Source organism: Pseudomonas anuradhapurensis, from assembly GCF_014269225.2.
GTDB classification, from domain to species: Bacteria; Pseudomonadota; Gammaproteobacteria; order Pseudomonadales; family Pseudomonadaceae; genus Aquipseudomonas; species Aquipseudomonas anuradhapurensis.
Genome location: NZ_CP077097.1, coordinates 2,017,337 through 2,042,177, shown reverse-complemented (window position 1 = coordinate 2,042,177; position 24,841 = coordinate 2,017,337). Strand labels below are relative to the sequence as shown.

Annotated in this window: 22 protein-coding genes and 4 tRNA genes; 5 read left to right on the top strand and 21 right to left on the bottom strand. The window is 62.4% G+C overall.

The window, feature by feature from the left end; all coding sequences use genetic code 11:
* Positions 1 to 78 precede the first annotated feature (78 nt).
* On the bottom strand, positions 79 to 1,485 hold the full coding sequence (locus tag HU763_RS09470; RefSeq protein WP_170029213.1) for an MltF family protein: 1,407 nt from the start codon (positions 1,483 to 1,485) through the stop codon (positions 79 to 81).
* A gap of 156 nt (positions 1,486 to 1,641) precedes the next feature.
* Here HU763_RS09470 and HU763_RS09465 point away from each other — a divergent pair, with 156 nt between their 5' ends.
* The 3 genes from HU763_RS09465 to HU763_RS09455 all read left to right on the top strand — a co-directional run bounded on the left by HU763_RS09465 (position 1,642) and on the right by HU763_RS09455 (position 4,480).
* Positions 1,642 to 2,442 (top strand): TatD family hydrolase, encoded by an 801-nt coding sequence (locus tag HU763_RS09465; protein ID WP_186690255.1) that lies wholly within the window; start codon positions 1,642 to 1,644, stop codon positions 2,440 to 2,442.
* A 116-nt stretch (positions 2,443 to 2,558) separates the two neighbouring features.
* Positions 2,559 to 4,037, top strand: coding sequence for a methyl-accepting chemotaxis protein (locus HU763_RS09460; protein WP_186690257.1), 1,479 nt, complete (start codon positions 2,559 to 2,561; stop codon positions 4,035 to 4,037).
* A gap of 74 nt (positions 4,038 to 4,111) precedes the next feature.
* Positions 4,112 to 4,480, top strand: coding sequence for an Mpo1-like protein (locus HU763_RS09455; RefSeq protein ID WP_170029210.1), 369 nt, complete (start codon positions 4,112 to 4,114; stop codon positions 4,478 to 4,480).
* A gap of 42 nt (positions 4,481 to 4,522) precedes the next feature.
* On the opposite strand, the gene HU763_RS09450 is transcribed toward HU763_RS09455, so the two are convergent.
* The 3 genes from HU763_RS09450 to HU763_RS09440 form a co-directional block, all read right to left on the bottom strand.
* Positions 4,523 to 5,320: an acyl-CoA thioesterase gene (locus HU763_RS09450; protein ID WP_186690259.1), complete on the bottom strand. Its 798-nt coding sequence runs from the start codon at positions 5,318 to 5,320 to the stop codon at positions 4,523 to 4,525.
* A 76-nt stretch (positions 5,321 to 5,396) separates the two neighbouring features.
* Positions 5,397 to 6,176 carry a CHAD domain-containing protein gene (locus HU763_RS09445; RefSeq protein WP_186690261.1) on the bottom strand — a complete coding sequence of 260 codons (780 nt, stop codon included), beginning with the start codon at positions 6,174 to 6,176 and terminating at the stop codon, positions 5,397 to 5,399.
* Between the two features lie 17 nt (positions 6,177 to 6,193).
* Positions 6,194 to 6,472, bottom strand: a complete 279-nt coding sequence (locus HU763_RS09440; protein WP_003259403.1) for a hypothetical protein — start codon at positions 6,470 to 6,472, stop codon at positions 6,194 to 6,196.
* 181 nt (positions 6,473 to 6,653) lie between these two features.
* Here HU763_RS09440 and HU763_RS09435 point away from each other — a divergent pair, with 181 nt between their 5' ends.
* On the top strand, positions 6,654 to 7,694 hold the full coding sequence (locus HU763_RS09435; protein ID WP_170029207.1) for a patatin-like phospholipase family protein: 1,041 nt from the start codon (positions 6,654 to 6,656) through the stop codon (positions 7,692 to 7,694).
* Positions 7,695 to 7,789: 95 nt separating this feature from the next.
* Here the strand turns inward: HU763_RS09435 and HU763_RS09430 are convergent, their stop codons facing one another.
* The 11 genes from HU763_RS09430 to HU763_RS09380 all read right to left on the bottom strand — a co-directional run bounded on the left by HU763_RS09430 (position 7,790) and on the right by HU763_RS09380 (position 17,525).
* Positions 7,790 to 9,661: a SurA N-terminal domain-containing protein gene (locus tag HU763_RS09430; RefSeq protein ID WP_186690263.1), complete on the bottom strand. Its 1,872-nt coding sequence runs from the start codon at positions 9,659 to 9,661 to the stop codon at positions 7,790 to 7,792.
* Positions 9,662 to 9,845: 184 nt separating this feature from the next.
* Positions 9,846 to 10,118, bottom strand: a complete 273-nt coding sequence (gene hupB / locus HU763_RS09425) for a nucleoid-associated protein HU-beta (RefSeq protein ID WP_003250246.1) — start codon at positions 10,116 to 10,118, stop codon at positions 9,846 to 9,848.
* Positions 10,119 to 10,270: 152 nt separating this feature from the next.
* Positions 10,271 to 12,667: an endopeptidase La gene (gene lon / locus HU763_RS09420; protein WP_087501118.1), complete on the bottom strand. Its 2,397-nt coding sequence runs from the start codon at positions 12,665 to 12,667 to the stop codon at positions 10,271 to 10,273.
* 163 nt (positions 12,668 to 12,830) lie between these two features.
* Complete coding sequence (gene clpX / locus HU763_RS09415) at positions 12,831 to 14,114, bottom strand: ATP-dependent Clp protease ATP-binding subunit ClpX (RefSeq protein WP_003250242.1); 1,284 nt, start codon at positions 14,112 to 14,114, stop codon at positions 12,831 to 12,833.
* A 108-nt stretch (positions 14,115 to 14,222) separates the two neighbouring features.
* Positions 14,223 to 14,864 carry an ATP-dependent Clp endopeptidase proteolytic subunit ClpP gene (gene clpP, locus HU763_RS09410; protein ID WP_003259400.1) on the bottom strand — a complete coding sequence of 214 codons (642 nt, stop codon included), beginning with the start codon at positions 14,862 to 14,864 and terminating at the stop codon, positions 14,223 to 14,225.
* A gap of 91 nt (positions 14,865 to 14,955) precedes the next feature.
* Complete coding sequence (gene tig, locus HU763_RS09405; RefSeq protein WP_170029204.1) at positions 14,956 to 16,269, bottom strand: trigger factor; 1,314 nt, start codon at positions 16,267 to 16,269, stop codon at positions 14,956 to 14,958.
* A 246-nt stretch (positions 16,270 to 16,515) separates the two neighbouring features.
* Entirely contained in the window at positions 16,516 to 16,815 is a 300-nt protein-coding gene (locus HU763_RS09400; protein WP_025338418.1) for a DUF6388 family protein, read from the bottom strand.
* Between the two features lie 258 nt (positions 16,816 to 17,073).
* A tRNA-His gene (locus HU763_RS09395) sits at positions 17,074 to 17,149 on the bottom strand.
* A gap of 44 nt (positions 17,150 to 17,193) precedes the next feature.
* Positions 17,194 to 17,278 (bottom strand) — tRNA-Leu (locus HU763_RS09390).
* A 52-nt stretch (positions 17,279 to 17,330) separates the two neighbouring features.
* A tRNA-His gene (locus HU763_RS09385) sits at positions 17,331 to 17,406 on the bottom strand.
* A 42-nt stretch (positions 17,407 to 17,448) separates the two neighbouring features.
* A tRNA-Arg gene (locus HU763_RS09380) sits at positions 17,449 to 17,525 on the bottom strand.
* Between the two features lie 271 nt (positions 17,526 to 17,796).
* On the opposite strand from HU763_RS09380, the gene folD reads away from it, so the two are divergent.
* Positions 17,797 to 18,651 carry a bifunctional methylenetetrahydrofolate dehydrogenase/methenyltetrahydrofolate cyclohydrolase FolD gene (folD, locus tag HU763_RS09375; RefSeq protein WP_170029203.1) on the top strand — a complete coding sequence of 285 codons (855 nt, stop codon included), beginning with the start codon at positions 17,797 to 17,799 and terminating at the stop codon, positions 18,649 to 18,651.
* Positions 18,652 to 18,785: 134 nt separating this feature from the next.
* Here the strand turns inward: folD and HU763_RS09370 are convergent, their stop codons facing one another.
* From HU763_RS09370 to HU763_RS09345, 6 genes are read right to left on the bottom strand one after another with little or no spacing between them, the layout of a single operon-like run.
* Positions 18,786 to 20,525, bottom strand: a complete 1,740-nt coding sequence (locus HU763_RS09370; protein ID WP_170029202.1) for an ABC transporter substrate-binding protein — start codon at positions 20,523 to 20,525, stop codon at positions 18,786 to 18,788.
* Positions 20,526 to 20,564: 39 nt separating this feature from the next.
* A complete protein-coding gene (locus HU763_RS09365) occupies positions 20,565 to 20,837 on the bottom strand; it encodes a DUF2160 domain-containing protein (RefSeq protein WP_170029201.1) in 273 nt (90 codons plus the stop codon).
* A 12-nt stretch (positions 20,838 to 20,849) separates the two neighbouring features.
* The gene (locus HU763_RS09360) at positions 20,850 to 21,650 is read right to left on the bottom strand and encodes a carbohydrate ABC transporter permease (protein ID WP_186690265.1); all 801 of its coding nucleotides are present in this window, start codon (positions 21,648 to 21,650) and stop codon (positions 20,850 to 20,852) included.
* Between the two features lie 3 nt (positions 21,651 to 21,653).
* The gene (locus HU763_RS09355) at positions 21,654 to 22,517 is read right to left on the bottom strand and encodes a carbohydrate ABC transporter permease (protein ID WP_186690267.1); all 864 of its coding nucleotides are present in this window, start codon (positions 22,515 to 22,517) and stop codon (positions 21,654 to 21,656) included.
* Positions 22,514 to 23,611 (bottom strand): ABC transporter ATP-binding protein, encoded by a 1,098-nt coding sequence (locus HU763_RS09350; protein ID WP_186690269.1) that lies wholly within the window; start codon positions 23,609 to 23,611, stop codon positions 22,514 to 22,516. Before HU763_RS09350 ends, HU763_RS09355 begins: the two co-directional genes overlap by 4 nt.
* Positions 23,611 to 24,705 carry an ABC transporter ATP-binding protein gene (locus tag HU763_RS09345; protein ID WP_186690271.1) on the bottom strand — a complete coding sequence of 365 codons (1,095 nt, stop codon included), beginning with the start codon at positions 24,703 to 24,705 and terminating at the stop codon, positions 23,611 to 23,613. Before HU763_RS09345 ends, HU763_RS09350 begins: the two co-directional genes overlap by 1 nt.
* Positions 24,706 to 24,841: the final 136 nt, after the last annotated feature.

Here is a 24,841-nt window from a genome sequence, read left to right as displayed (position 1 = left end):
GATGGGCGCCATCATAATCAGTTCTACAGATATGAAAACCGCAAAAAACCCAACATAACAATCGACAAAATCGATTTGTCAGCGCTTCGCCACACGCTCCAGGCCGGCACGCTCCCGATTGAAGGCCACAAAGTACTTATTGACGCTGTTGACAAAATTGACTGGCCCCATGCCCACCTGCTCCATGGCAATACGTTCAGTCTGGAAGAACCACTGGTTGCCGTTCAGCCCGCGCCGCCGCGCTTCGGCGCGCATGGCCTGGACCCGTTCCGGGCCGAGGTTGTAGGCCGCCAGCACGAACGCCATGCGCTCACGCTCGTTGATCCTGGTGCTGGCAAAGAACTTGCGCCGGATCAGCGCCAGGTAACGGGCGCTGGCCTGGACATTGCCATCCACCGTGGCGGTGTTGCTCACCCCCACGCGCTGCGCTGCCGAAGGCGTGATCTGCATCAAGCCATGGGCGCCGCCAGTGCCGCGCGCCGTCGGGTTGAGCGTCGACTCCTTGAAAGCCAGCGCGGCCAGGTTGAGCCAGTCGATCTGCTGCGCCTCAGCGTGTTTCTGCAGCACCGGCCGCAACGCGTTGAGGCGCTGGCGGTCCTTGCTGGCCAACGGGTTGTGCACCCGGTACTGGCGCCGGTAGATGCGCTCGAACGCGGCGTCCTGGTTGTCCGGCGCGCGGTAGCCTTGCAAAAAGCGGTCGACCGTGGCCAGCAGCTGTGGCGCATCACGCCCGACATACCAGCGCATGGCTTGCGGCGGGCCCAGCTGTACCCGGCTGTCCAGGCGCAGGCGCGGCATCACCCGGGCCCACCGCCGGGCAATGGGTTGCTCGATTACGGTGAGGTGATAAATGCCAGCCTGGACCATCTCCAGCACGTCCTCCACCGCCAGGGTCGCATCGACCCATTCCACCTTGATCGGCGCACGTTTGCGCAGTGCCAGCTGCTGGTTCAACTGCTGGATCAGCGGGCCGGCGGCACTGGCGCTGGTCAACGCCACCGTACGCCCAGACAGTTGCTCGACATGGCTGAAGCTGCGTTCGCCCTTGCGCCCCACCAGCACCAATGGCACCTGGTCGAGCACCGGCGCGCTGCTGCTGACCCCGCGAACCGCGCTGGGGTCAAGCAGTTCGCCCGGTACCGCCAGGTCGCCCTCGCCACGCGCCAGGGCGCCCAGCAGTTGCTCCTTGGCCCGGGGGATCAACTTCAGCTGGATCTCCTGGCCGTCGGCGGCACGGGCATTGAGATAATGCTCCAGGGCTCGCAGGCGATAGTATTCGATGCCGACCGGTTCGCCCTTGACCTCACCGGAACTGTTGCGGCTCTGGTTGACCAGCACCCGCAGCACCTGGCTGCTGCGGATCTGTTGCAAGTCACGGACCTTGGCCGGCGGGGTGGTCTGCTGCGGCCCCGGCAGGCGCGCGTGGGCTGGCCCCGTCAGGGCCAGGCCAAACGTCACCAGTAGAATGAGCCAGCTTCGCGGCATGCAACACGTCCGTGGTCGGTGGGCGGCACCCATGGACTGCACCGCCAAGAGAGAGAAATGACGGTAAAAGACCATGGCAACAGCATGAAGTTCTTGGTTTTTTCGCAAAAACACGGTTTTTGCTATGCTGGCCGCCCCGCGGCACGAGGTAGCACCATGCAACTGATCGATATCGGCGTCAACCTGACCAACAGCAGTTTTCACGACCAGCAGGCAGCCATCGTCGAGCGCGCCATTGAAGCCGGCGTCACGCAGATGGTGCTGACAGGTACCAGCCTGACGGTCAGCGAGCAGGCGCTGGAGCTCTGCCAGCAGCTGGACTCGAGCGGTGCCCACCTGTTCGCCACGGCGGGTGTCCACCCGCATGATGCCAAGGCCTGGGATGCCGGCAGCGAGCAGCGCTTGCGGCAACTGCTGGCTGAACCGCGCGTACGCGCGGTGGGTGAATGTGGCCTGGATTTCAACCGCGACTTCTCCCCTCGCCCGCTGCAGGAAAAAGCCCTGGAAGCGCAACTGGCCCTGGCCGCCGAGCTGCGCCTGCCGGTGTTTCTGCATGAGCGCGATGCCAGCGAACGGCTGCTGGCAATTCTCAAGGACTACCGTGACCACCTGCCTGGCGCGGTAGTGCACTGTTTCACTGGCGAACGCGAGGCGCTGTTCGCCTACCTCGACATGGACCTGCACATCGGCATCACCGGCTGGATCTGCGACGAGCGCCGCGGAACCCACCTGCACCCGCTGGTGGGCAACATTGCCGAGGGGCGCTTGATGCTCGAGAGCGACGCGCCTTACCTGTTGCCGCGCAGCCTGCGGCCCAAGCCGAAGCATGGGCGCAACGAGCCGGCGTTCCTGCCAGAGGTGCTGCGCGAGGTCGCCTTGCATCGTGGGGAAGCAGCCGAACATACGGCAGCACATACCACGGCGACGGCGCGGGCGTTTTTCCAGATTCACAGCTGACGCAACCCGGGCGCCTGAAGTTTTTTGATACACATCAACAATGGGCCTGACGGATGCGGGCACAATGATGGCACCTTGCCAATATTGTTTCCGCTCAACTCAGAGAAGACCTGCCCATGGGTGCCTGGCTTAGCAATGTTTCCTTGAAATACAAGTTCTGGGCCGTCAATGCGGTGGCCTTTGTCACGACCCTGCTGCTGGTGCTCTATGCCGTGCACCTCGAGCAGCGTGCCCGCGCCGAAGCAGCGCAGGCCCAGGCCGCTGCCCAGGCGCAACTGCTGGCCAGCTGGCCAGCGGGGCAGCCGTTGCCGCGCCCGGCCAACGTCATCAGCTGGTCGGCGGGGCAAACGCCCAGCTTCGCCGGCGAGCCCCTCGATGGCCTGCGCAACGCCCAGGGCTGGGTCGAACTGCCAAGCGCCTGGCTTCTTGGCGACAACCCGTTGCGCGGCGCGCAGGTGTTGCGTCGTGGCGATCAACAAGTGGCGGTTCTGGCCCAGTCGCCAAGCCTGCGCCAGGTATTCTTCGACCGCTTCAGCAATTACGCGGTGTGCGTGCTGATCCTGATGCTGGCCATGCTGGGCGCTTCGCAACTGCTGATTCGCTTCCTGCTCAGCCAGCTCAACACCCTCAAGGACGTCATGCTGCACGTGGAGAAAACCGGCGACCTGGCGGCCCGCGTACCCTTGGCCTGTGGCGACGAGGTCGGCCAGATGGCCGGGGCGTTCAATGCCATGCAGGCAACCTACCACCGGGTGGTCAGCACCGTCGCCCATACCGCCGCCCAGCTGGACTCCGGCGCCGCGCGCCTGGCAGCGAGCATGAGCGATGTGCGCCACGGCATGCTCGGCCAGCAGAGCGAGACCGACCAGGCGGCTACCGCCATCAACGAAATGTCGGCGACGGTGCACCATATCGCCCAGCATGCCGGCGCCACCCGCGACCTGTCACAAACAGCCGACACCCTTGCCGGCAGCGGCCAGGAGGTGGTCAGCCGGGTGCAAGATTCGATTTCCGGGCTGTCCAGCGGCGTGCAGCAGACAGCCGAGATGATCCGCCAGCTCGCCGAGGACAGCCAGAAGATCAACGGTGTGGTCAATGTGATCCACAGCATCGCCGAGCAAACCAACCTGCTGGCACTCAACGCTGCTATCGAAGCGGCGCGCGCCGGCGACCTCGGGCGTGGTTTTGCCGTGGTGGCCGATGAAGTGCGCAACCTGGCCAAGCGCGTGCAAACCTCGACCGACGAGATCACCACCATGGTCTCGGCCCTGCAGTCAGGCACCCGCGATGCGGTGGAGTTCATGCAGGAAAGCTCGTACAAGGCCGATGACTGTGTCAAGCAGGCCCGTGAGGCCGGTGAAGCACTGGCCGAAATCACCGGTGCCGTGGCACAGATGCGTGAAAGCAACACCCAGATTGCCGTGGCCGCCGAGCAGCAAAGCCAGGTGGCAGAAGAAATGAACCGCGCGGTGGTGAGCATCCGCGATGTCACCGAGCAAACCGTGCAGCAGACAGTCGGCTCGGCGACCACCAGCAGCGAACTGGCGACACTGGCCGGCGAACTGAACAAGGCCATTGGCCAGCTCAAGCTATAGTCACCATAGCCACCCTCGATTGGCCCCCGTCAGGGGGCCGCACTAAGCTTTGGGCATAGCCAGAGGAAATGCCCATGAGCAAACGTCTGCCCAACCTGCCCGCCTGGCAATGGCGCGGCTACCACCATAACCACCGCCACCCGACCAACCTGGTGCTGCACCTGATCGCCGTGCCGTTGTTCATTCTTGGCGCGCTGCTGATCCTGTCCGGGCTGTTCAGCCTGGACCTGGGACAGATCGCCGTTGGTATCATCGCCTTGATCGCCGGCCTCGGCCTGCAGCGCCAGGGCCATCGCCTGGAGGCAGAACAGCCGGAGCCGTTCGCCAACCGCAAGGACGCCGTGCAACGCCTGCTCACCGAGCAGTTCATCACCTTTCCGCGCTTCGTGCTGAGCGGCGCCTGGTGGAAGGCCTGGCGGCAACGCCACAAGCACCGCCAGTGATCGGTTGCGCTCAGGCTGCGGGCATGAGCCGGCGGTAGCAGCCTAGGCGAATACCGTCACAGTCTGCCGGCTCAAGGCCAGCAACTCGCCCTGTGCCGTCCACAAGGCAGCGGCGGCATGCCCGTAGCCATCACGCGCATATTCGGTTTCCACGCAATAGCGGCACCAGTCGAGGGTCGACAACTGCGGCGTGGGCTGGACGAATTCAATGGTCCAGGTCAGGGTACTGCCCGCCGCGGGCTGCTTGAGGAACGGCATCAGGCTTGGCGGCCACGCATCGACCAACGCCAGCAGGTGCGCCTCGCTAACCGGCTCTTCAGCCACCCCACGCAAACGCACCCAGCCACCCATATGGCGCGACGGGTTGCCACTGAACGGAAGGCCACCGATCGCCCAGCGCAAGGCCACGTGCTGCATGAAGTCCGGGGTGACGCCCTTGATATGCAGCAACTCGGGGGCCGCCTGCTCGAGCGCCTTCATGTCCATGGCCGGCAACGCCGGCACATTCACCACAGACGGCCGCCCTGCACCGAAGTTGCCCTGCACCAAGGTCACCACCTGGCCGTCCTGAACGGCACGGCCCAGCAAGGTGCTGACCGCCTTGCCTTCGCGCAGCACCTCGACCTCGAAGCGAATGGGCACATCCGCCGCCGCCGGTGCGACGAAGCTGATAGCCAATGAACGCACCGGGCGGTCATCGGTGATCTTCTGGCGCATGGTTTCGTATACCAACGCTGCCATGAGCCCGCCAAAGACAGCACGGCCCTGCGCCCAACTGGGCGGGATACTGAGCACATCGGGGCTGGCCCGCACGGCGTCGAGCAATTGCTTGAAATTCATTGGCTGGCTCCTGCAGGCCGGGAAAGGTTGTGCTCATCCTAGCCAGCAACCCCTTGGCGTTCAGCCCGCAAATCGGTCATTTTTCGGGCTTTCGCCGCGCCAGCGCCTGTTGCAGGGCTTCCAGGGTGCTATCCGCCTGGCGCTCGGCCTCGTGCAACTCCTGTTCCCAGGCGGCCTTGCACGGGGCCAGATCAGCTTGGTCACGTGCCTGCAGCAGCCATTGCAGGCGATCGTGCCAGTCGCCCAGGTCGCCCTGGGCCTGCTTCAACAGGCGCTGCAGTTTCTTGCCCGCATGGTCGAGCTGGGGATAGGCCTCGTCGCCGTAGCGCGCCCGCTTGATCAGCAAGCGCAGGCAGTGGCGGTCGTGTGCCGGGTCCTGCAGGGCCTGGCGCAACTTGCGCCACTGTTTGACCAGGCGTTTGTCGATACGCTTGTCCAAGGTCTTGACCAAGCCTTCGCGAGCGGCCGCTCGCAAGAACAGTGGAAACGCATCGACAATCGCCAGCACCCGCGCCAGCTGCGGGCTGTCAGCGACACTGGCGAAAGTCCGCTCACGGCCCTCGATGCGGCGCTGCCCTTCCTCGGCAAAGCCACGCCCGATCAGTTCGGCCGCCAGTACCTCGCGGTCACGCAGCGGTGTCGTCAGGGCACCCAGCGCCCTGGCGGCGTCCTCCAGCTGCTCCACCCCCGGCAAACCACGCAGTGGCCGCAGCAGGCTGCGCAGGCGCCGCAGCGTGGTGCGCAGGTCGTGCAAGGCCTCGCTGTCGGTGTTGGCAGCCAGGCGTTCGCGACAGGCCAGCAGACGCACCTGCAAGGCCAGTATCTGGGCAACTACATGATCGAGCATGGCAGACATTCAATGACGCTCCCTGATCAGCGCCCGGCGCGGGACTCACGGATGTAGAAGCGCGCCTTCTCGGCTTTGCGGGTACAGCTTTCATAGCCTTCGAATTGCTGCTGGGTCTTGGCCCCGGTCAACAGCGACAAGGCCTTGGAATAGCTCACGGCACCAGCAAAGCCTTCTGCCTTGGCCAGGTCCAGCTCTTTCCAGGCAGCATCCAGCTGGGTTGCACAACTCTCACGGTAGGCCGTCTTGCCCGCACATCCGGCAAGGGCCAAGGCAATCAGTGGAAGGCAGATCCAGGCTTTCATCAGTAATGACCTCAATGGGAAAAAAACAGTGGCCGTTCGACGCTCCGGCTGCTCAAAAGTGCCGCTCCCGGACAGCTTTGTCTTGCCAGTTTTATTACAGTAGCTCAGCGCGGTCTACATTGATGCACAGGCAGCGATGGGTGCATTGTAGAACCAGGGTTGCACTGGCCGGGGAACATTCATGAGCAAACGCGTGGCGCTGGTACTGGGATCGGGCGGAGCCCGGGGGTATGCACACATCGGTGTGATCGAGGAAATCGAGCGCCGCGGCTACGACATTGCCTGTATTGCCGGCTGCTCCATGGGCGCCGTGATCGGGGGGATCTACGCTGCCGGCAAGCTGGAAGAGTACCGCAACTGGATCGAGAGCCTCGACTACCTGGATGTGCTGCGCCTGGTCGACGTCAGCTTTCGCCTCGGCGCAATTCGCGGCGACAAGGTGTTCGGGCAGATTCGCAAGATTGTCGGCGAGATCAACATCGAGCAATTGCGCATCCCTTACACGGCGGTTGCAGCCGACCTCACCAACCAGCAGGAGATCTGGTTCCAGGAAGGCTGCCTGCACCAGGCCATGCGCGCCTCGGCGGCCATCCCCAGCCTGTTCACGCCGGTGATGCAAGGCAACCGCATGTTGGTCGACGGCGGCATCCTCAACCCGTTGCCGATCGTTCCGGTGGTGTCCAGCCACTGCGACCTGATCATTGCCGTCAACCTCAACGCCACCAACCAGAAGCAGTACCAGTTGCCGGTGATCGAACGCCCCGCCGCATTCAAGATGCGTTTCGATGCGTTGCTCAGCTCGCTGGGGTCGCGCCTGCCGTTCCGGCGCAAGCCGGCAGAAGAGTTGATCCGCATCGAACAGGAAATCGTCGCCGAAGGGCTTGCACCGCCAAACCCGTGGCTGGCCGATGCCGCCGACCCGGAAGCCCAGCAACCGGCAGCGGCACCGGAGCGCGAGGGTGCACCGAAGTCGGCGACCGGCTCGTTCATCATCGACAACGTGGGGCCCGCTTCGCTGCTGGACTTGATCAACCAGAGCTTCGAGGTGATGCAGACGTCGTTGGCACAGTACAAGATCGCCGGCTATCCACCGGATGTGCTGATCAACGTGCCCAAGCGGGTGTGCCGGTTTTTCGAGTTCTACAAGGCGCCCGAGCTGATCGCCCTGGGGCGGGAGATTGCGCGGGATACGCTGGACAATCATGAAGGCGTCAAGCGCTAGGCCTCCCAGTGCCTGTCCCGGACTGATCGCCGGGACACGTGGCACAAATAGAACAGGCCGCACCAGGCGGCCTGTTCGTTCATGCTTCCATCACCTTAGTAGCGGGTGATGTCTGCCTTGGCTTCCAGCTGCTTGCGGTAGGCCGCGAAGTCCTGCTGGCCGGCACGCGAGGCGAGGTAGCGGCGGATCTGCTGCTTCTCTTCGTCGGTGGCGGTAGCACCTTCGTTGACACCCTTGAGCTGCAGTACCACCAGGCTGCCGTCACGCAGCACCACGCTGCCATACACCGGCTTGTCCTTGGACTCTGGCTTGGCCAGGCGGAACAGCGCCTGCAGCTCGGCCGGGTCGATACCGTCCTCGCCGCGGGTGACCGCCTCGTAAGCCTTCCAGCCCTGCCCTTCGTGCACGCTGCCGGCAGTGACGGAACCGTCACGCAGGCCGGCAATCAGCTTGTCGGCCTTGGCCTTGAGCTCGGCAGTGGCCTTCTCCTTGGCCAGGTGTTCCCGAATGTTCTTGGCCACGGCCTCCAGTGGCAGTTGCTCCGGCTTGCGGTGCTCCTTGACGCGCAGCACCACGGTGGTTTCCGGGTCGAGTTCGATGGCCGTGCTGTTGGCACCTTCATCCAGTACTTCCTCGGAGAACGCTGCCTGCACCACCGCACGGTTGGCGGTGATACCTTCGCCACCCTCACGGCCGAAGGCTGCCGAGGTCTGCACCTTCAGGTTCAGGTCCTGGGCCGGCTGAGCCAGGTCGGAAGCCTCGTAGGCAGCATCCTGCAACTGCTTGCTGGCGTCGACGTAACGCTGCTCGACCAGCGGGATCTTCAGGTCGCGGGTCAGCTTGTCCTTCAGGCTGGCGAAGCTCGGTACTTCCGGTGCCTGCACGCCCAGCAGCTTGATCAGGTGGTAGCCGAACTCGCTACGCACCGGTGCCGAGACCTGGCCGACCTGCAGCTTGTACAGGGCATCCTCGAACGCCGGGTCGTAGACGCCCGGGCCAGCGAAGCCAAGGTCACCACCGCTGTTGGCCGAACCCGGGTCCTGCGAGAACTCCTTGGCCAGTGCGGCAAAATCCTCACCCTTGGCCAGGCGCTGCGCGACTTCTTCGGCGCGGGCCTTGGCCTGGGCGTCAGTAACCTTGTCGTTGACCTCGATCAGGATGTGCGCTGCGTGACGCTGCTCGGCGAGGTTGGCGATTTCCTTCTCGTACTGGGCCTTGAGCTCTTCGTCGGTCACCTTGACCTGGTCAAAGAACGCCGACTTCTTCAGCTCGACGTAGTCGATCACCACCTGGTCAGGCGACATGAACTCCTTGGCGTGCTGGTCGTAGTGCGCCTTGACTTCTTCGTCGCTGACCTTGACTGCGGCCGGGTCGGCCTTGAAGGTCAGCGAGGCGAAATCGCGGGTCTGCTTCTCGAGGCGGGCAAAGGCGTCGACCTGCTGGTCGGTGACGAAGCTGCTGCCAGCCAGGCCGGTACGCAGCTGGCCGATGAGCATTTCCTCGGCGAGCATGTCGCGGAACTGCATGCGACCATAGCCCATCTGGCGGATGACCTGGTCGAAGCGGTCGGCGCTGAACTTGCCGTCCACCTGGAATTCCGGCGTCTGCAGGATGACCTGGTCCAGCGCGGCCTCGGAGAAGGCAAACTTGGCGTCTTCGGCGCCTTGCAACAGCAGCTTGCGACTGATCAGGCCTTTGAGTGCCTCTTCACGCAGCAACTTGTCATCCAGCAGCGCCGGGTCGAAATCCTTGCCCAACTGTTGCATCAGCTGGCGGCGTTGCATGTCGGCCGCCTGGCTCAACTCGTTCTGGCTGATGGTCTGGCCATTCACCTTGGCGGCGTCCTGGCTATGAGTGGCGGCCTGGAAAATGGCTTCGAAGCCGGTCAACGCCATCAACACGACGATAAGGCCGATGATGGTCTTGGCAATCCAACCTTGTGAATTGTCCCTGATATTTTGCAGCATGCGTCCCCCAGAAACGGCTGTACCACTGCGTCGACAACCGCGGAGCGTGGGTAGAAACCTGATAAAAGAAAGGCGCATCCGAGGATGCGCCTTTTCTTAGCAAACGTGTCAGGCGGGAACGTTTGCGCCCCCGCCATCAGCGTGCTCGGACCTGGCCAGGCCGGGTCCGGCTGAAAGAGACGACTTAGTTGACGGCGTCTTTCAGGCCTTTGCCAGCCTTGAAACCTGGAACCTTGGCGGCTTCGATCTTGATTGCCTTACCGGTTTGCGGGTTGCGGCCGGTGCGCTCTGCACGCTCCTTGACCGAGAAGGTACCGAAGCCAACCAGTACCACATCGTCACCTTGCTTCAGGGCGCCGGTGACGGATTCGATGACTGCGTCCAGCGCACGGCCGGCTACAGCTTTCGGGATGTCAGCAGATGCGGCGATAGCGTCAATCAGTTCCGACTTGTTCACTCTAAGTCCCCTTATTTCTCTATTGAGTTTGTTTCTAAGTATGTAATGAAAAGCTTATGAAACGTTCGCTGGGTGGCCTGATGACACTAGCGTGCCGCTTTATAGCAAGGCCCCGAAAAAACTGTCAAGGAACGCCCCCCAGCCAGAAACTACTAGTGCGTGCTGATTCTTTCCTTAGCATCGCCGTCGCGCTTTTCATCTTTCGCGACAATCTCCGGAGCCACATCTGGCAAGGGCTCCGGGGCGTATTGCAGCGCAATTTGCAGGACTTCGTCAATCCATTTGACCGGTTTGATCTGCAGATCCTGTTTGATATTTTCCGGAATCTCCTTCAGATCGCGAACATTCTCCTCGGGAATGATCACCGTCTTGATACCACCACGGTGTGCCGCCAGCAGTTTTTCCTTCAGCCCGCCAATCGCCAGCACCTGGCCACGCAGGGTAATTTCACCAGTCATGGCGACATCGGCACGCACCGGAATCTGCGTCAGTGCCGAGACCAGCGCGGTGCACATGCCGATACCGGCGCTCGGGCCGTCCTTCGGCGTGGCGCCTTCAGGCATGTGGATGTGCACGTCGTGCTTCTCGTGGAAGTCGGCAGCGATCCCCAGGCTGCGGGCGCGGCTGCGCACCACGGTCTGGGCGGCGGTGATCGATTCGACCATGACATCGCCGAGCGAACCGGTCTTGATCAACTGGCCCTTGCCGGGGATGACCACGGCTTCGATGGTCAGCAGTTCGCCGCCCACCTGGGTCCAGGCCAGGCCGGTGACCTGGCCGATCTGGTCCTGCTGCTCGGCCAAGCCATAGCGGAACTTGCGCACACCCAGCAGGTGCTCCAGCTGTTCGCTGGCCACCTTGACCTTGACCTGTTTCTGCCCGGTATGCTCCTTGACCACCTTGCGGCAGACCTTGGCAATTTGCCGCTCCAGCCCACGCACACCCGCTTCGCGAGTGTAGTAGCGGATGATGTCGCGGATCGCCGAAACGTCGACCTCCAGCTCTTCCTTTTTCAGGCCGTTGGCCTTGACCTGCTTGGGCACCAGGTACTTGACCGCGATGTTGATCTTCTCGTCCTCGGTGTAGCCCGGCAGGCGGATGACTTCCATGCGGTCGAGCAGCGCCGGCGGGATGTTCATCGAGTTCGAGGTGCACAGGAACATCACGTCCGAAAGGTCGTAGTCGACCTCCAGGTAATGGTCGTTGAAATTGTGGTTCTGCTCGGGGTCGAGCACTTCGAGCAATGCCGAAGCTGGGTCGCCACGCATGTCACTGCCCATCTTGTCGATTTCGTCCAGCAGGAACAGCGGGTTGCGTACCCCCACCTTGGTCATCTTCTGGATCAGGCGCCCAGGCATGGAACCGATGTAGGTACGGCGGTGGCCACGGATCTCGGCCTCGTCACGCACCCCACCCAGGGCCATGCGCACGAACTTGCGATTGGTGGCAGCGGCGATCGATTCGGCCAACGAGGTCTTGCCGACGCCAGGCGGGCCGACCAGGCACAGTACCGGCCCACGGATCTTCTTGACGCGCTTCTGCACGGCAAGGTACTCGAGAATGCGTTCCTTGACCTCTTCCAGGCCATAATGGTCGGCGTCGAGGATTTCCTCGGCCTTGGCCAGGTCCAGGCGCACCTTGCTCTGGGCCTTCCACGGCACCTGGACGAGCCAGTCGAGGTAGGAGCGGACCACGGTGGCCTCGGCCGACATCGGCGACATCTGCTTGAGCTTGTTCAGCTCGGCCTGGGCCTTGGCCAGGGCGTCCTTGGGCAGGCCAGCGGCTTCGATGCGCTTTTTCAGCTCTTCGACTTCATTGTGGCCTTCGTCGCCATCGCCGAGCTCTTTCTGAATGGCCTTCATCTGCTCATTCAGGTAGTACTCGCGCTGGCTGCGCTCCATCTGCTTCTTGACCCGACCGCGAATGCGCTTTTCGACCTGCAGCAGGTCGATTTCGGCATCCAGCAGCGCCAGCACGTGCTCGACGCGGGTCGGCAGGTCGACGATTTCGAGAATTTCTTGCTTCTGCTCGATTTTCAGCGCCATGTGCGCGGCCATGGTGTCGACCAGGCGCCCCGGCTCTTCGATGCTGTTCAGCGACGACAGCACCTCGGCGGGTACTTTCTTGCCCAGCTGCACGTACTGTTCGAACTGCGACAGCAGCGTGCGCACGAAGACTTCCGACTCGCGCTCGGCGGCGTCGACTTCGTCGATCAGGGAAACCTCGGCACGGATGTGCCCTTCCACTTCGCTGAAGCGCTCGACGGCGCCACGCTGCTCGCCCTCGACCAGCACCTTGACAGTGCCATCGGGCAGTTTCAGCAGCTGCAGCACGGTGGCAACCGTACCGACGCGATACAGCGCGTCTTCGCCCGGGTCATCGTCGGCCGGGTTTTTCTGGGCAAGCAGGAGGATCTGCTTTTCGCCCGTCATCGCCGCCTCAAGGGCCTCGATGGACTTTTCGCGCCCCACGAACAGCGGGATGACCATGTGCGGGTAAACAACGACATCGCGCAATGGCAAAAGAGGCAAGTCGAGGGTGGTCTTCATGATTTCGCCTCTACAGCGGCCTTATGGCCGGAAAACAGTGGAAATGATGCTTGGACCTAATGTGGGGGCATGCCTGGGAAATTACAAGCGCTAGCGCAGGAAAAGCAGAAAGGGGCCCGTAGGCCCCCTTCTTGCTTGCAACCATCAGTGGCCAGCGCCTGGATCAGGCATCCGGCGCAGCCTTGGCTTGCGGCTCGCTGTTTTCGTAGATCATCAGCGGCTGCGAAGTACCCTCGATGACGCTCTCGTCGATCACCACCTTGCTGACATCCTTCTTCGAAGGAATCTCGTACATGGTGTCGAGCAGCACGCCTTCGAGGATCGAACGCAGGCCACGGGCGCCAGTCTTGCGCTCCAGGGCCTTGCGCGCAACGGCCTTGAGCGCATCGCTGCGGAACTCGAGGTCGACGCTTTCCATCTCGAACAGCTTGGCATACTGCTTGGTCAGGGCGTTCTTCGGCTCGGTGAGGATCTGCATCAGTGCAGCCTCGTCCAGCTCGTCGAGGGTTGCCAGCACCGGCAGACGGCCGACGAATTCCGGGATCAGGCCAAACTTGACCAGATCATCCGGTTCGACCTCACGCAGCGACTCGCCAACCTTCTTGCCTTCTTCCTTGCTGCGCACTTCGGCGCCAAAACCGATGCCACCCTTGGTGGAGCGGTTCTGGATGACCTTTTCCAGGCCCGAGAAGGCGCCACCGCAGATGAACAGGATGTTGCGGGTATCAACCTGCAGGAATTCCTGTTGCGGGTGCTTGCGGCCGCCCTGCGGCGGTACCGAGGCCACGGTGCCTTCGATCAGCTTCAGCAGTGCCTGCTGCACGCCCTCGCCCGAAACGTCACGGGTGATGGACGGGTTGTCCGACTTGCGCGAAATCTTGTCGATCTCGTCGATGTAGACGATGCCCATCTGGGCCTTTTCCACGTCGTAGTCGCACTTCTGCAACAGCTTCTGGATGATGTTCTCGACGTCCTCACCCACGTAACCGGCTTCGGTCAGGGTGGTGGCGTCAGCAATGGTGAACGGTACGTTCAACAGGCGTGCAAGGGTTTCGGCGAGCAGGGTCTTGCCCGAGCCGGTCGGCCCGATGAGCAGGATGTTGCTCTTGCCGAGTTCGACTTCGTCACCCTTCTTGTCACGCTGGTTCAGGCGCTTGTAGTGGTTGTACACCGCTACGGCCAGCACCTTTTTCGCGCGCTCCTGACCAATCACATACTGGTCCAGGATGCCGCTGATTTCTTTCGGCGAAGGTAATTTGTGCGCGCTGCTCTCGGCCTGGGCTTCCTGCACCTCCTCACGGATGATGTCATTGCACAGGTCGACGCACTCGTCGCAGATAAATACCGAGGGCCCGGCAATCAATTTGCGCACTTCGTGCTGGCTTTTGCCGCAGAAGGAGCAATAGAGCAATTTGCCGCTGTCCTCGCCGTTACGGGTGTCAGTCATTCGATCGATCCAATCCGGTAGGCTTGCAACACAAGATGAAGGCAATTGCGGGCTTTTTCAAGTCCGCAGGTAGGCGCTTTCCGCGCCTACCTGCTCTGGCACCCCGGTTCAGGAGGCCAGTTGCCGCTTGTCGTAGACCGAGTCGATCAGGCCGTACTCGGCCGCGCGCGAGGCGCTCATGAAGTTGTCACGCTCGGTGTCACGCTTGATGGTCTCGAGGTCCTGGCCGGTGTGATAGGCCAGCAGCTCGTTCAGACGGGCCTTGATATTGAGGATTTCCTGGGCGTGGATCTCGATATCGGTGGCCTGACCCTGGAAGCCGCCCAGCGGCTGGTGGATCATCACGCGCGAGTTCGGCAGGCAGTGACGCTTGCCCTTGGCACCGGCAGCCAGCAGGAAGGCGCCCATGCTGCAGGCCTGGCCGATGCAGATGGTCGAGACGTCCGGCTTGATGAACTGCATGGTGTCGTAGATCGACATGCCGGCGGTCACGGAACCGCCCGGCGAGTTGATGTACAGATGGATATCCTTGTCCGGGTTTTCTGCTTCCAGGAACAGCAGTTGCGCCACGACGAGGTTGGCCATGTAGTCCTCTACCGGGCCAACCAGGAAGATCACACGCTCCTTCAACAGGCGCGAGTAGATGTCGTAAGCGCGTTCGCCACGGGCGGACTGCTCGATAACCATCGGGACCAGGCCGCCTGCGGCCTGGATGTCAGAGCTCTGCTGAATATAAGAATTGCGGGACATGTCCTGCGCTCACTCCCAAATAGTCATGGCTTGAATACGCACAAGCCAGCTCGAAGGCTGGCTTGTGGGGGTTTCCTACGAGAGAAGCCGGTTATTCAGCGGCGGCAGGAGCCTGTGCTGGTTTAACGGCGTCTTCGTACGAGACCGACTTGTCGGTCACAGTCGCTTTCTGCAGAACAGTATCTACAACTTGTTCTTCCAGCACAACCGAACGGACTTCGTTCAGTTGCTGGTCGTTCTTGTAGTACCAGGCGATGACCTGCTCAGGCTCCTGATAGGCCGAAGCCATTTCCTCGATCATTTCGCGAACCTTGCCTTCGTCCGGCTTCAGTTCGAACTGCTTGACCACTTCGGCGACGATCAGGCCCAGCACCACGCGGCGCTTGGCTTGCTCTTCGAACAGCTCGGCCGGCAGTTGCTCAGGCTTGATGTTGCCACCGAACTGCTGAACAGCCTGCACGCGCAGACGGTTGACTTCGTTTTCCAGCAGCGCTTTCGGCACTTCGATCGGGTTGGCGGCCAGCAGACCGTCCATGACCTGGTTCTTCACCTTGGCCTTGATGGCCTGGCGCAGTTCACGCTCCATGTTCTTGCGAACTTCGGCGCGGAAGCCTTCCAGGGTGGTTTCCTTGATGCCGAACTGGGCGAAGAATTCTTCGTTCAGCTCTGGCAGCACCGGGGCAGCAACGCTGTTGACGGTGATGGTGAACTCGGCGGCCTTGCCAGCCAGGTCCAGGTTCTGGTAGTCCTCGGGGAAGGTCACATTGACAACGCGCTCTTCACCTGCCTTGGCGCCAACCAGGCCGTCTTCGAAGCCCGGGATCATGCGGCCGGAGCCCAGTACCAGCTGAGTGCCCTTGGCCGAACCGCCAGCGAACACTTCACCGTCGACCTTGCCGACGAAGTCGATGTTGACCTGGTCGTCTTTCTGCGCAGCGCGCTCGACCGCCTCGAAACGGGTATTCTGCTTGCGCAGCACTTCCAGCATGTTGTCCAGGTCGGCGTCAGCCACTTCGGCGCTCAGGCGCTCGACGCTGATCGACTCGAGGCCGGCAACGGTGAACTCGGGGAACACTTCGAAGATGGCAACGAATTCCAGGTCCTTGCCCTTCTCGAAGGACTTCGGCTCTACCGCAGGGGCGCCAGCCGGGTTCAGCTTCTGCTCGACAATGGCTTCGTAGAAGGAAGCCTGAACCAGGTCACCGAACGCCTCTTGACGGGCATCGGCCTCGAAGCGCTGACGGATCACGCTCATCGGCACCTTGCCTGGGCGGAAGCCTGCAACCTTGGCGCGCTTGGCAGTCTGTTGCAGACGCTTGTTGACTTCGTTCTCGACGCGCTCGGCCGGAACGGCGATGGTCATGCGGCGCTCGAGAGCGGAAGTGTTTTCAACAGAAACTTGCATGGATATTCCTCGTTGCACAGACGTTAGCCGGCGTTAGCCCGACTCCAGAATCAAGGGCAAGCATTCTAGTGAGTCGCGCAGCAGAAGTCACCCCACCCGGGACGACGGGAAGCCACGCCGGTCGATTAACTTTCAAGGCCCGTACGGCGTGCCGCAGGGCCTGCTTCAAAAAGGGCTGCGCGGCGCCTTGGGCGCCCAACAGCCGAAATACCTTGTCAAACAACTGCCGCGACGAATTCGCTTCCTTTATTCGGGATCGATCTCGTTGAACTGGCAGTACTCTTCCCATTCCATCCCCAGCGCTTCGGCCACCTCGCGGTGCGTCTCCAGGCGCATGGCCTGCAGCTGCTCCGGGGTTTCGGCGATCAGTTGCAAGGCCAGCTCCCAGGGCTGGATGCCCTGCTCCTCGGCTGCATCTTCGAAGGCCCATTCGATCTGCTGGGCCTGCTCACGTGCATCCAGCTCGCGGATCTCTTCGAGCAGTTGCGGGTTGGCCTCGGCAAAACGCTGCAGCGCCAGTGCCTGACGGGCTTCTTTTGCGATCATCGGGTTGTTCCTCTGCCGGCCAGCTGGGCCGGTGTTTCAACCGGCTGAAATCTAACAGCTTTTATTGGGGTGCCACCAGAGGATTGCAAGGGGGATCAAGTGATGGCTGCGAAGTTTACGGCTTGAGCCTTGCGGCGTCCGTGAGATCGAGCGCCGCGCGGACGGCGCTCGATCTCACGGACGCCACAACCATCAAGGCAAACACGCCAAAAGCAACAAAGGCGCCCAGTCTCACGACCAAGGCGCCTTCGAAAAATATGGGGTGGACGATGGGAATCGAACCCACGACAACTGGAATCACAATCCAGCGCTCTACCAACTGAGCTACGCCCACCATATTGCGGTCTTGCGGTATTGCGATACAACCTTACAGAAACATGGTGCGGACGAAGAGACTCGAACTCTTACAGCTTGCGCCGCTGGAACCTAAATCCAGTGTGTCTACCAATTTCACCACGTCCGCGTAACGCTTAAAACAAAGGCGCCAGATGCTATCGCGGCGCCTTTGAAAAATATGGGGTGGACGATGGGAATCGAACCCACGACAACTGGAATCACAATCCAGCGCTCTACCAACTGAGCTACGCCCACCATATCGCATTACAACTTACTTGCTTGCCAAAGCTGCCTAAATGGCGCACCCGGCAGGACTCGAACCTGCGACCATCCGCTTAGAAGGCGGATGCTCTATCCAGCTGAGCTACGGGCGCTTAAGCTTGAAGCCTAACCGAACGAGACCTTAACAGATAGCTGCTAAACCACTCATTCTGCCCGACTTCGCCAACCAGTGCTAGGCTGTGCCCGACAAGTGCGGCGAATCTTATAGGCGAGCCTGAATGTCGTCAACACCTTTCTCAAAAAAATTTAAATTATTTAAGGGCTTAGGGGATTTGCCCGACCACCCGCCTTTGCCCTTGGCCCGTGTCGTGCGAGAATGCGCCCTCTTTAATTGTTTCCTTCTCGATGGTTAATCACGCGTCTATGACTGCACACCTAATCGATGGCAAGGCGATCGCCGCCAGCCTGCGCCAGCAGATCGCTCAACGTGTCGTGGAGCGTCGCCAGCAAGGCCTGCGTACACCCGGCCTGGCAGTGATCCTGGTCGGCACCGACCCCGCCTCCCAAGTCTATGTCTCGCACAAGCGCAAGGACTGCGAAGAGGTCGGCTTCATTTCCCAGGCGTTCGACCTGCCCAGCGACACCACGCAGCAGGCCCTGACCGAGCTGATCGATCGCCTCAATGACGACCCGGCCGTCGACGGCATCCTGCTGCAACTGCCGCTGCCGGCGCACCTGGATGCCTCGCTGCTGCTCGAGCGCATTCGCCCGGACAAGGACGTGGACGGTTTCCACCCGTACAACATCGGCCGCCTGGCCCAGCGCATCCCGCTGCTGCGCCCGTGCACGCCGAAGGGCATCATGACCCTGCTGGAAAGCACCGGCCAGGACCTGTACGGCATGAACGCGGTCATCGTCGGCGCATCCAACATCGTCGGCCGCCCGATGGCCATGGAACTGCTGCTGGCCGGCTGCACCGTGACCGTCTGCCACCGCTTCACCAAGGACCTGGCCGGCCATGTCGGGCGTGCCGACCTGGTGGTCGTGGCTGCCGGCAAGCCGGGCCTGGTCAAGGGCGAATGGATCAAGGAAGGTGCCATCGTCATCGACGTCGGCATCAACCGCCAGGAAGACGGCAAGCTGGTCGGCGACGTGGTCTACGAGACCGCCCTGCCGCGCGCGGGCTGGATCACCCCGGTGCCGGGTGGCGTCGGGCCGATGACCCGGGCATGCCTGCTGGAAAACACGCTGTATGCGGCGGAAGAGCTGCACAAGTAACATTGCGTGATATGAAAACGGCACCTCTGGCAGGTGCCGTTTTTTTTTGCCTGGCGTGGGAGGTTTAGCGCCTATGAGATCGAGCGCCGCGCGGGCGGCGCTCGATTCACGCATCAACCCAAATCCTCAGCCGATCACTTCCTGGCCGCCTCCCACGACTTCAGCAGCTCGCTGTAGCTGACGGTCTCGCCCTTGGGCTTCTCGTTGGCCAGTTTCGGTTTCGGTGCACCTGGCTGGTCGAACCAGTACTGGGCATCCCGTTCCGGGTTCAGCTTCGGCGCGCAGGTGGCCTGGGCATTGGACCGCTGCAAGCGCTCCATCATCCGGTCCTGGTCGCGGGCCAGCCCATCCAGGGCTTCCTGCGGGGTTTTCTCGCCGCTGGCCACCTCGGCAATGTGGCTCCACCACAACTGCGCGAGGCGTGGATAGTCCGGCACGTTGGTGCCGGTCGGGGTCCACTGCACCCGCGCCGGGCTGCGATAGAACTCCACCAGCCCGCCCAGCTTGGGCGCCAGATCGGTCATGGCCTGGGAGTTGATGTCCGATTCCCGAATCGGCGTGAGGCCGACAATGGTCTTTTTCAGCGATACCGTCTTGGACGTGACGAACTGCGCGTACAGCCATGCCGCCAGCCGTTGCTTCTCGGGGGTGGACTTGAAGAAAGTCCACGACCCGGTGTCCTGGTAGCCCAGCTTCATCCCCTCCTCCCAGTACGGCCCCTTCGGCGATGGCGCCATGCGCCACTTCGGCGTGCCATCGGCATTCACCACTGGCAAGCCGGGCTTGGTCATGTCGGCGGTGAACGCGGTGTACCAGAAGATCTGCTGGGCAATGTTGCCCTGGGCAGGCACCGGGCCGGCCTCGGAGAAGGTCATGCCCTGGGCCTCCTTGGGCGCATAGGCACGCATCCAGTCCACGTACTTCTGCGTGGCGTAGACCGCCGCCGGGCCGTTGGTGTCGCCGCCGCGGGTCACGCTGGAGCCCACCGGGTGGCAGTCCTCCACGCGAATGCCCCATTCGTCCACCGGCAGGCCGTTGGGCAGGCCCTTGTCACCGCCACCGGCCATGGAGAACCAGGCGTCGGTGAAGCGCCAGCCCAGCGACGGGTCTTTCTTGCCATAGTCCATGTGGCCATAGACGCGCTTGCCGTCGATTTCCTTGACGTCTTCGGTGAAGAACCGGGCAATGTCCTCGTAGGCCGACCAGTTCACCGGCACGCCCAGCTCGTAACCGTACTTTTGCTTGAACCTGGCCTTCAGCTCGGGCCGTTCGAACCAGTCGGCACGGAACCAGTACAGGTTGGCGAACTGCTGGTCGGGCAACTGGTAGACCTTGCCATCGGGCGCGGTGGTGAAGGAAATGCCGATGAAGTCCTTCAGGTCGAGGGTCGGCGAGGTGTAGTCCTTGCCCTCGTTGGCCATCAGGTCGGTGATCGATTCCACCTTGCCATAGCGAAAGTGCGTACCGATCAGGTCGGAATCGTTGACCCAGCCATCATAGATGTTCTTGTCCGACTGCATCTGTGTCTGCAGCTTTTCCACCACGTCGCCTTCCTGCAGCAGGTCGTGGGTCAGCTGGATACCGGTGATTTCACTGAAGGCCTTGGCCAGCACCTTGGACTCGTACTCATGGGTAGTAATGGTTTCGGACACCACATTGATCTTCATCCCACGGAACGGCTCGGCTGCCTTGATGAACCACTTGAGTTCAGCCAGCTGCTGTTCCGGGGTAAGGGTCGACGGCTTGAACTCGCTGCCGATCCATTTCTTCGCCGCGTCCTCGTACTGGTCGGCCCAGGCTGTGCCTTGCGCGCTGGCCAGCACCAGCAACGCGGCCAGGGTCAAATGTCGCCTGTTGTACTTGTTGTCGAACATTGTGATCTCCCGTTTCAGTTATCCCACAGGGCCGCTCGCTCAGCCCCAGCGCAGCACCACCAACAGCCACGCCAGAGACAGCAGCGAGGCTACCCACAATGGCCACTCGCTGACGCCAACCACCAACAGATGCAGGTAGGCGCTGGCCAGCAGGCCGATGAACAAGCGGTCGCCACGGCTGGTGACCAGCGGTAGAAAGCCGCGTCGCTCCACGCAAGGTCGGCGCAGCTCGAGCAAGGTCATGCCCAGCAGCAGTACACCCACGGCGGCGAAGAACAGCGCCGTCGGCAAGGTCCAGGCCATCCACTCCATGCCGTACCCTCCTCAGACCCGGCCCAGGGCAAAGCCCTTGGCCACATGGTTGCGCACGAACCAGATCACCAGCATGCCGGGCAGGATGGTCAGAACACCCGCTGCTGCCAGCACCCCCCAATCGATGCCCGATGCCGACACGGTACGGGTCATTACCGCGGCGATCGGCTTGGCATTCACCGAGGTCAGCGTGCGCGCCAGCAGCAGTTCGACCCAGGAAAACATGAAGCAGAAAAACGCTGTGACGCCGATGCCGGAGCCGATCAACGGAATGAAAATCTTCACAAAGAAGCGCGGGAAGCTGTACCCGTCGATGTAGGCCGTTTCGTCGATTTCCTTCGGCACACCCGACATGAAGCCTTCCAGGATCCACACTGCCAGCGGCACGTTGAACAGGCAGTGGGCCAGGGCCACGGCGATGTGGGTGTCGAACAGGCCGATCGACGAATACAGCTGGAAGAACGGCAGGAGGAACACCGCCGGCGGCGCCATGCGGTTGGTCAGCAGCCAGAAGAACAGGTGCCGGTCGCCGAGGAAGCGGTAGCGCGAGAAGGCATACGCGGCTGGCAACGCTACCAGCAGTGAAATCAGCGTGTTCAGGCATACGTAGTACAGCGAGTTGATATAGCCGCTGTACCAGCTGGCATCGGTGAAGATCACCCGGTAGTTGTCTAGGGTGAATGCCTGCGGCCACAGGGTCAGGCTACCGAGGATCTCGGTATTGCTCTTGAACGACATGTTCAGCAGCCAGTAGATCGGCACCAGCAGGAAGAAGAAGTACAGCAGCAGGGCCAGCGATTTGCGTGTGCTCATGGCCTAGTCCTTGTCAGCATGGGTCATGGCTGTGTAGAACAGCCACGACACCAGCAGGATGATCAGGAAGTACACCAGCGAAAACGCCGCCGCCGGGCCCAGGTCGAACTGGCCCACGGCCATGCGCGTGAGGGTCTGGCTGAGGAAGGTGGTCGCATTGCCGGGCCCACCGCCGGTCAGCACGAAGGGCTCGGTGTAGATCATGAAGCTGTCCATGAAGCGCAGCATCACCGCGATCAGCAACACGTTCTTCAGCTTCGGCAACTGGATATGGCGGAACACCGCCCAGCCCGAGGCACGGTCGATGCGCGCGGCCTGGTAATACACGTCGGGGATGGCGCGCAGGCCTGAATAGCACAGCAGCGCCACCAGCGAGGTCCAGTGCCAGACGTCCATCACCAGCACGGTAAGCCAGGCGTCGAACGGGTTGCCGGCGTAGTTGTAGCTGACCCCCAGCTTGGCCAGGGTGGCGCCCAGCAGGCCGATGTCGGCACGGCCGAAGATCTGCCAGATGGTGCCGACCACGTTCCACGGGATCAGCAACGGGATGGCCATGATGATCAGGCACACCGACGCCATGCGCCCCTTGGTCGGCATGGTCAGGGCAATGGCGATGCCCAGCGGGATCTCGATCAGCAGCACGCAGGCGGAATAGATGAACTGGCGCAGCAGCGCGTCATGCAGAGCCGGGTCGCGCAGTACCTGGCGGTACCAGTCGGCACCGACGAAGTAGCGGTTGGACTGGTCGAAAATGTCCTGCACCGAGTAGTTGACCACGGTCATCATCGGCACCACGGCACTGAACGCCACCAGCAGGAACACCGGCAGCACCAGCCACCAGGCCTTGTTGTTGGGCACCTTGTTCATGGCGCGACCTCCAGCAGCACATCGTCGAGGTACAGCATCAGCCACTGCGCCGGCAGGCTGACCCAGGCCTGGGTTACAGGCACTGGGCGGTCCTCGCCCTGGCGTGCCTTGAGCGCGACGCCACCCAGCTCGAGGGTGACGATGCGGTAGGTGCCCAGGTCCTCGACGTCCAGTACCCGCGCCGGGTAGGCATCCTCGAACGGGCTGTCCCACAGCTGCACGAACTCGGGGCGGATGCCGACCTGCAAGCGCCCGCCTGCCGTCGCCGCCAGGCGCTCGCGCAAGCCATCTGGCAGGGGCAGGTGGATATCACCGAAGCTCACCCCGTCGGCCTCGGCGCGCACCTCGATCAGGTTCATTCCCGGGCTGCCGATGAAATAGCCGACGAAGGTGTGCCGTGGCCGCTCGAACAGCTCGCGCGGGGTGCCGAACTGGACGATGCGCCCGCCGTGCATCACCGCGATCTTGTCGGCGAAGGTCGAGGCTTCCAGCTGGTCGTGGGTGACGTAGATCATGGTGATGTTGAACTGCTCGTGGATCTGCTTGAGCTTGCGCCGCAGCTTCCACTTCAGGTGCGGGTCGATCACCGTCAGTGGCTCGTCGAACAGGATTGCCGATACATCGTCACGCACCAGGCCACGGCCCATGGAGACTTTCTGCTTTTCGTCGGCGCTGAGGTTGCGGGCCTTCTTGCGCAACGCCGCGGTCAGGTCGAGCACCTCGGCAATCTCCTCCACCCGGGCGCGCACGCGGGCTTCGTCGAGCCCCTGGTTGCGCAGGGGAAACGCCAGGTTGTCGTATACCGACAGGTTGTCGTACACCACCGGAAACTGGAACACCTGGGCGATGTTGCGCGCCTGCGGCGGCAACTGGTTGACCGGCTTGCCATCGAACAGCACCTCGCCATGGGACGGCGTCAGCAGCCCGGAAATGATATTGAGCAAGGTCGACTTGCCACAGCCCGACGGCCCCAGCAAGGCATAGGCACCGCCCTGCTCCCACACATGTTCCAGTGCGTGCAGGGCATAGTCCGCCTCGCTGGCGGGCTGGCGGCTATAGCTGTGCGCCAGTTGGCGCAGACGGATTTCGGCCATCACCCTCTCCTTGCCTGGCGTAGCCCGGGGGCCTGCACCAACGCCCCGGCACTGTCGAACACGAACAGCTTGTGGGTGGGAATGAACACGCGGATCGGCGTGTCCACCTGGTATTCGTGCACCCCGGGCAAATGCAGGGTCATGCGCCAGTGGTCATTGCGCACATGCAGGAAAGTCTCCGAGCCACTGATTTCGGCAAGCTCGACCAGCACGGCCAGCTCCAGGTCATCGTCGTGGGCCGGCACCAGGCTGATGTGGCTGGGCCGTACGCCAAAGCGGTAGTCGCCTTCGGCCAGCGGCTGCAGGTCGGCATTGCGGGCAAAGTGCACGGCCTGGGCCAGGCTCACCTCGTTACCGCTGATACGGCCAGGCACCAGGTTGATCGGCGGCTCGGAAAACAGCTCGGCGGCCAGCACGCTGCCGGGGCGCTGGTAGACCTCGGCGGTAGGCCCACTCTGGACGATCCGGCCTTCGTGCACCAGCGTCGTGGTGCCGCCCAGCGCCAACGCCTCGTTGGGTTCGGTGGTGGCATACACGGCAATGCAGTGGCGCGCCGCGAACAGCTCGCGCAGTTCCTGGCGCAGGCCCTCGCGCAGCTTGTAATCGAGGTTGACCAGCGGCTCGTCGAACAGGATCAGCGAGGCATCCTTGACCAGCGCCCGGGCCATCGCCGTGCGCTGTTGCTGGCCACCGGACAGCTCCAGCGGCAGGCGCTGCAGGTAGGCTTCGATGCGCAGCATCTCGGCGGTTTCCTGTACCCGTCGACGAATCTCCGGCTCGGCCATGCGTGCCTGGCGCAGCGGCGAGGCGATGTTCTCGTACACGCTGAGGGTGGGGTAGTTGATGAACTGCTGATACACCATCGACACGTTGCGCAGGCGCACCGGCACGCCGGTCACGTCCTGGCCATCCATCAGCACGCGCCCACGGTCCGGGCGGTCGAGCCCGGCCATCAGACGCATCAGGCTGGTCTTGCCGGCCAGGGTACGGCCCAGCAATACATTGAACGAGCCGGGTTCGAAGCGCAGCGAGGCATCGACGATCCAGGCCTGGTTGTCGACGCTGCGACTGACCTGTTCCAGCACCAGGGACATGGCGTGGCCTTCTTGTGATTGTTGTCTGCCGGATACAGCCAGTTTCGTGCCAGTTACGCCGCGCCCGTCTGGCCCGCGCCCTGCCCGGCAGCCCAGTCAAGGCACGGGTTCACAAATGAACACAAGCGCTGAACAA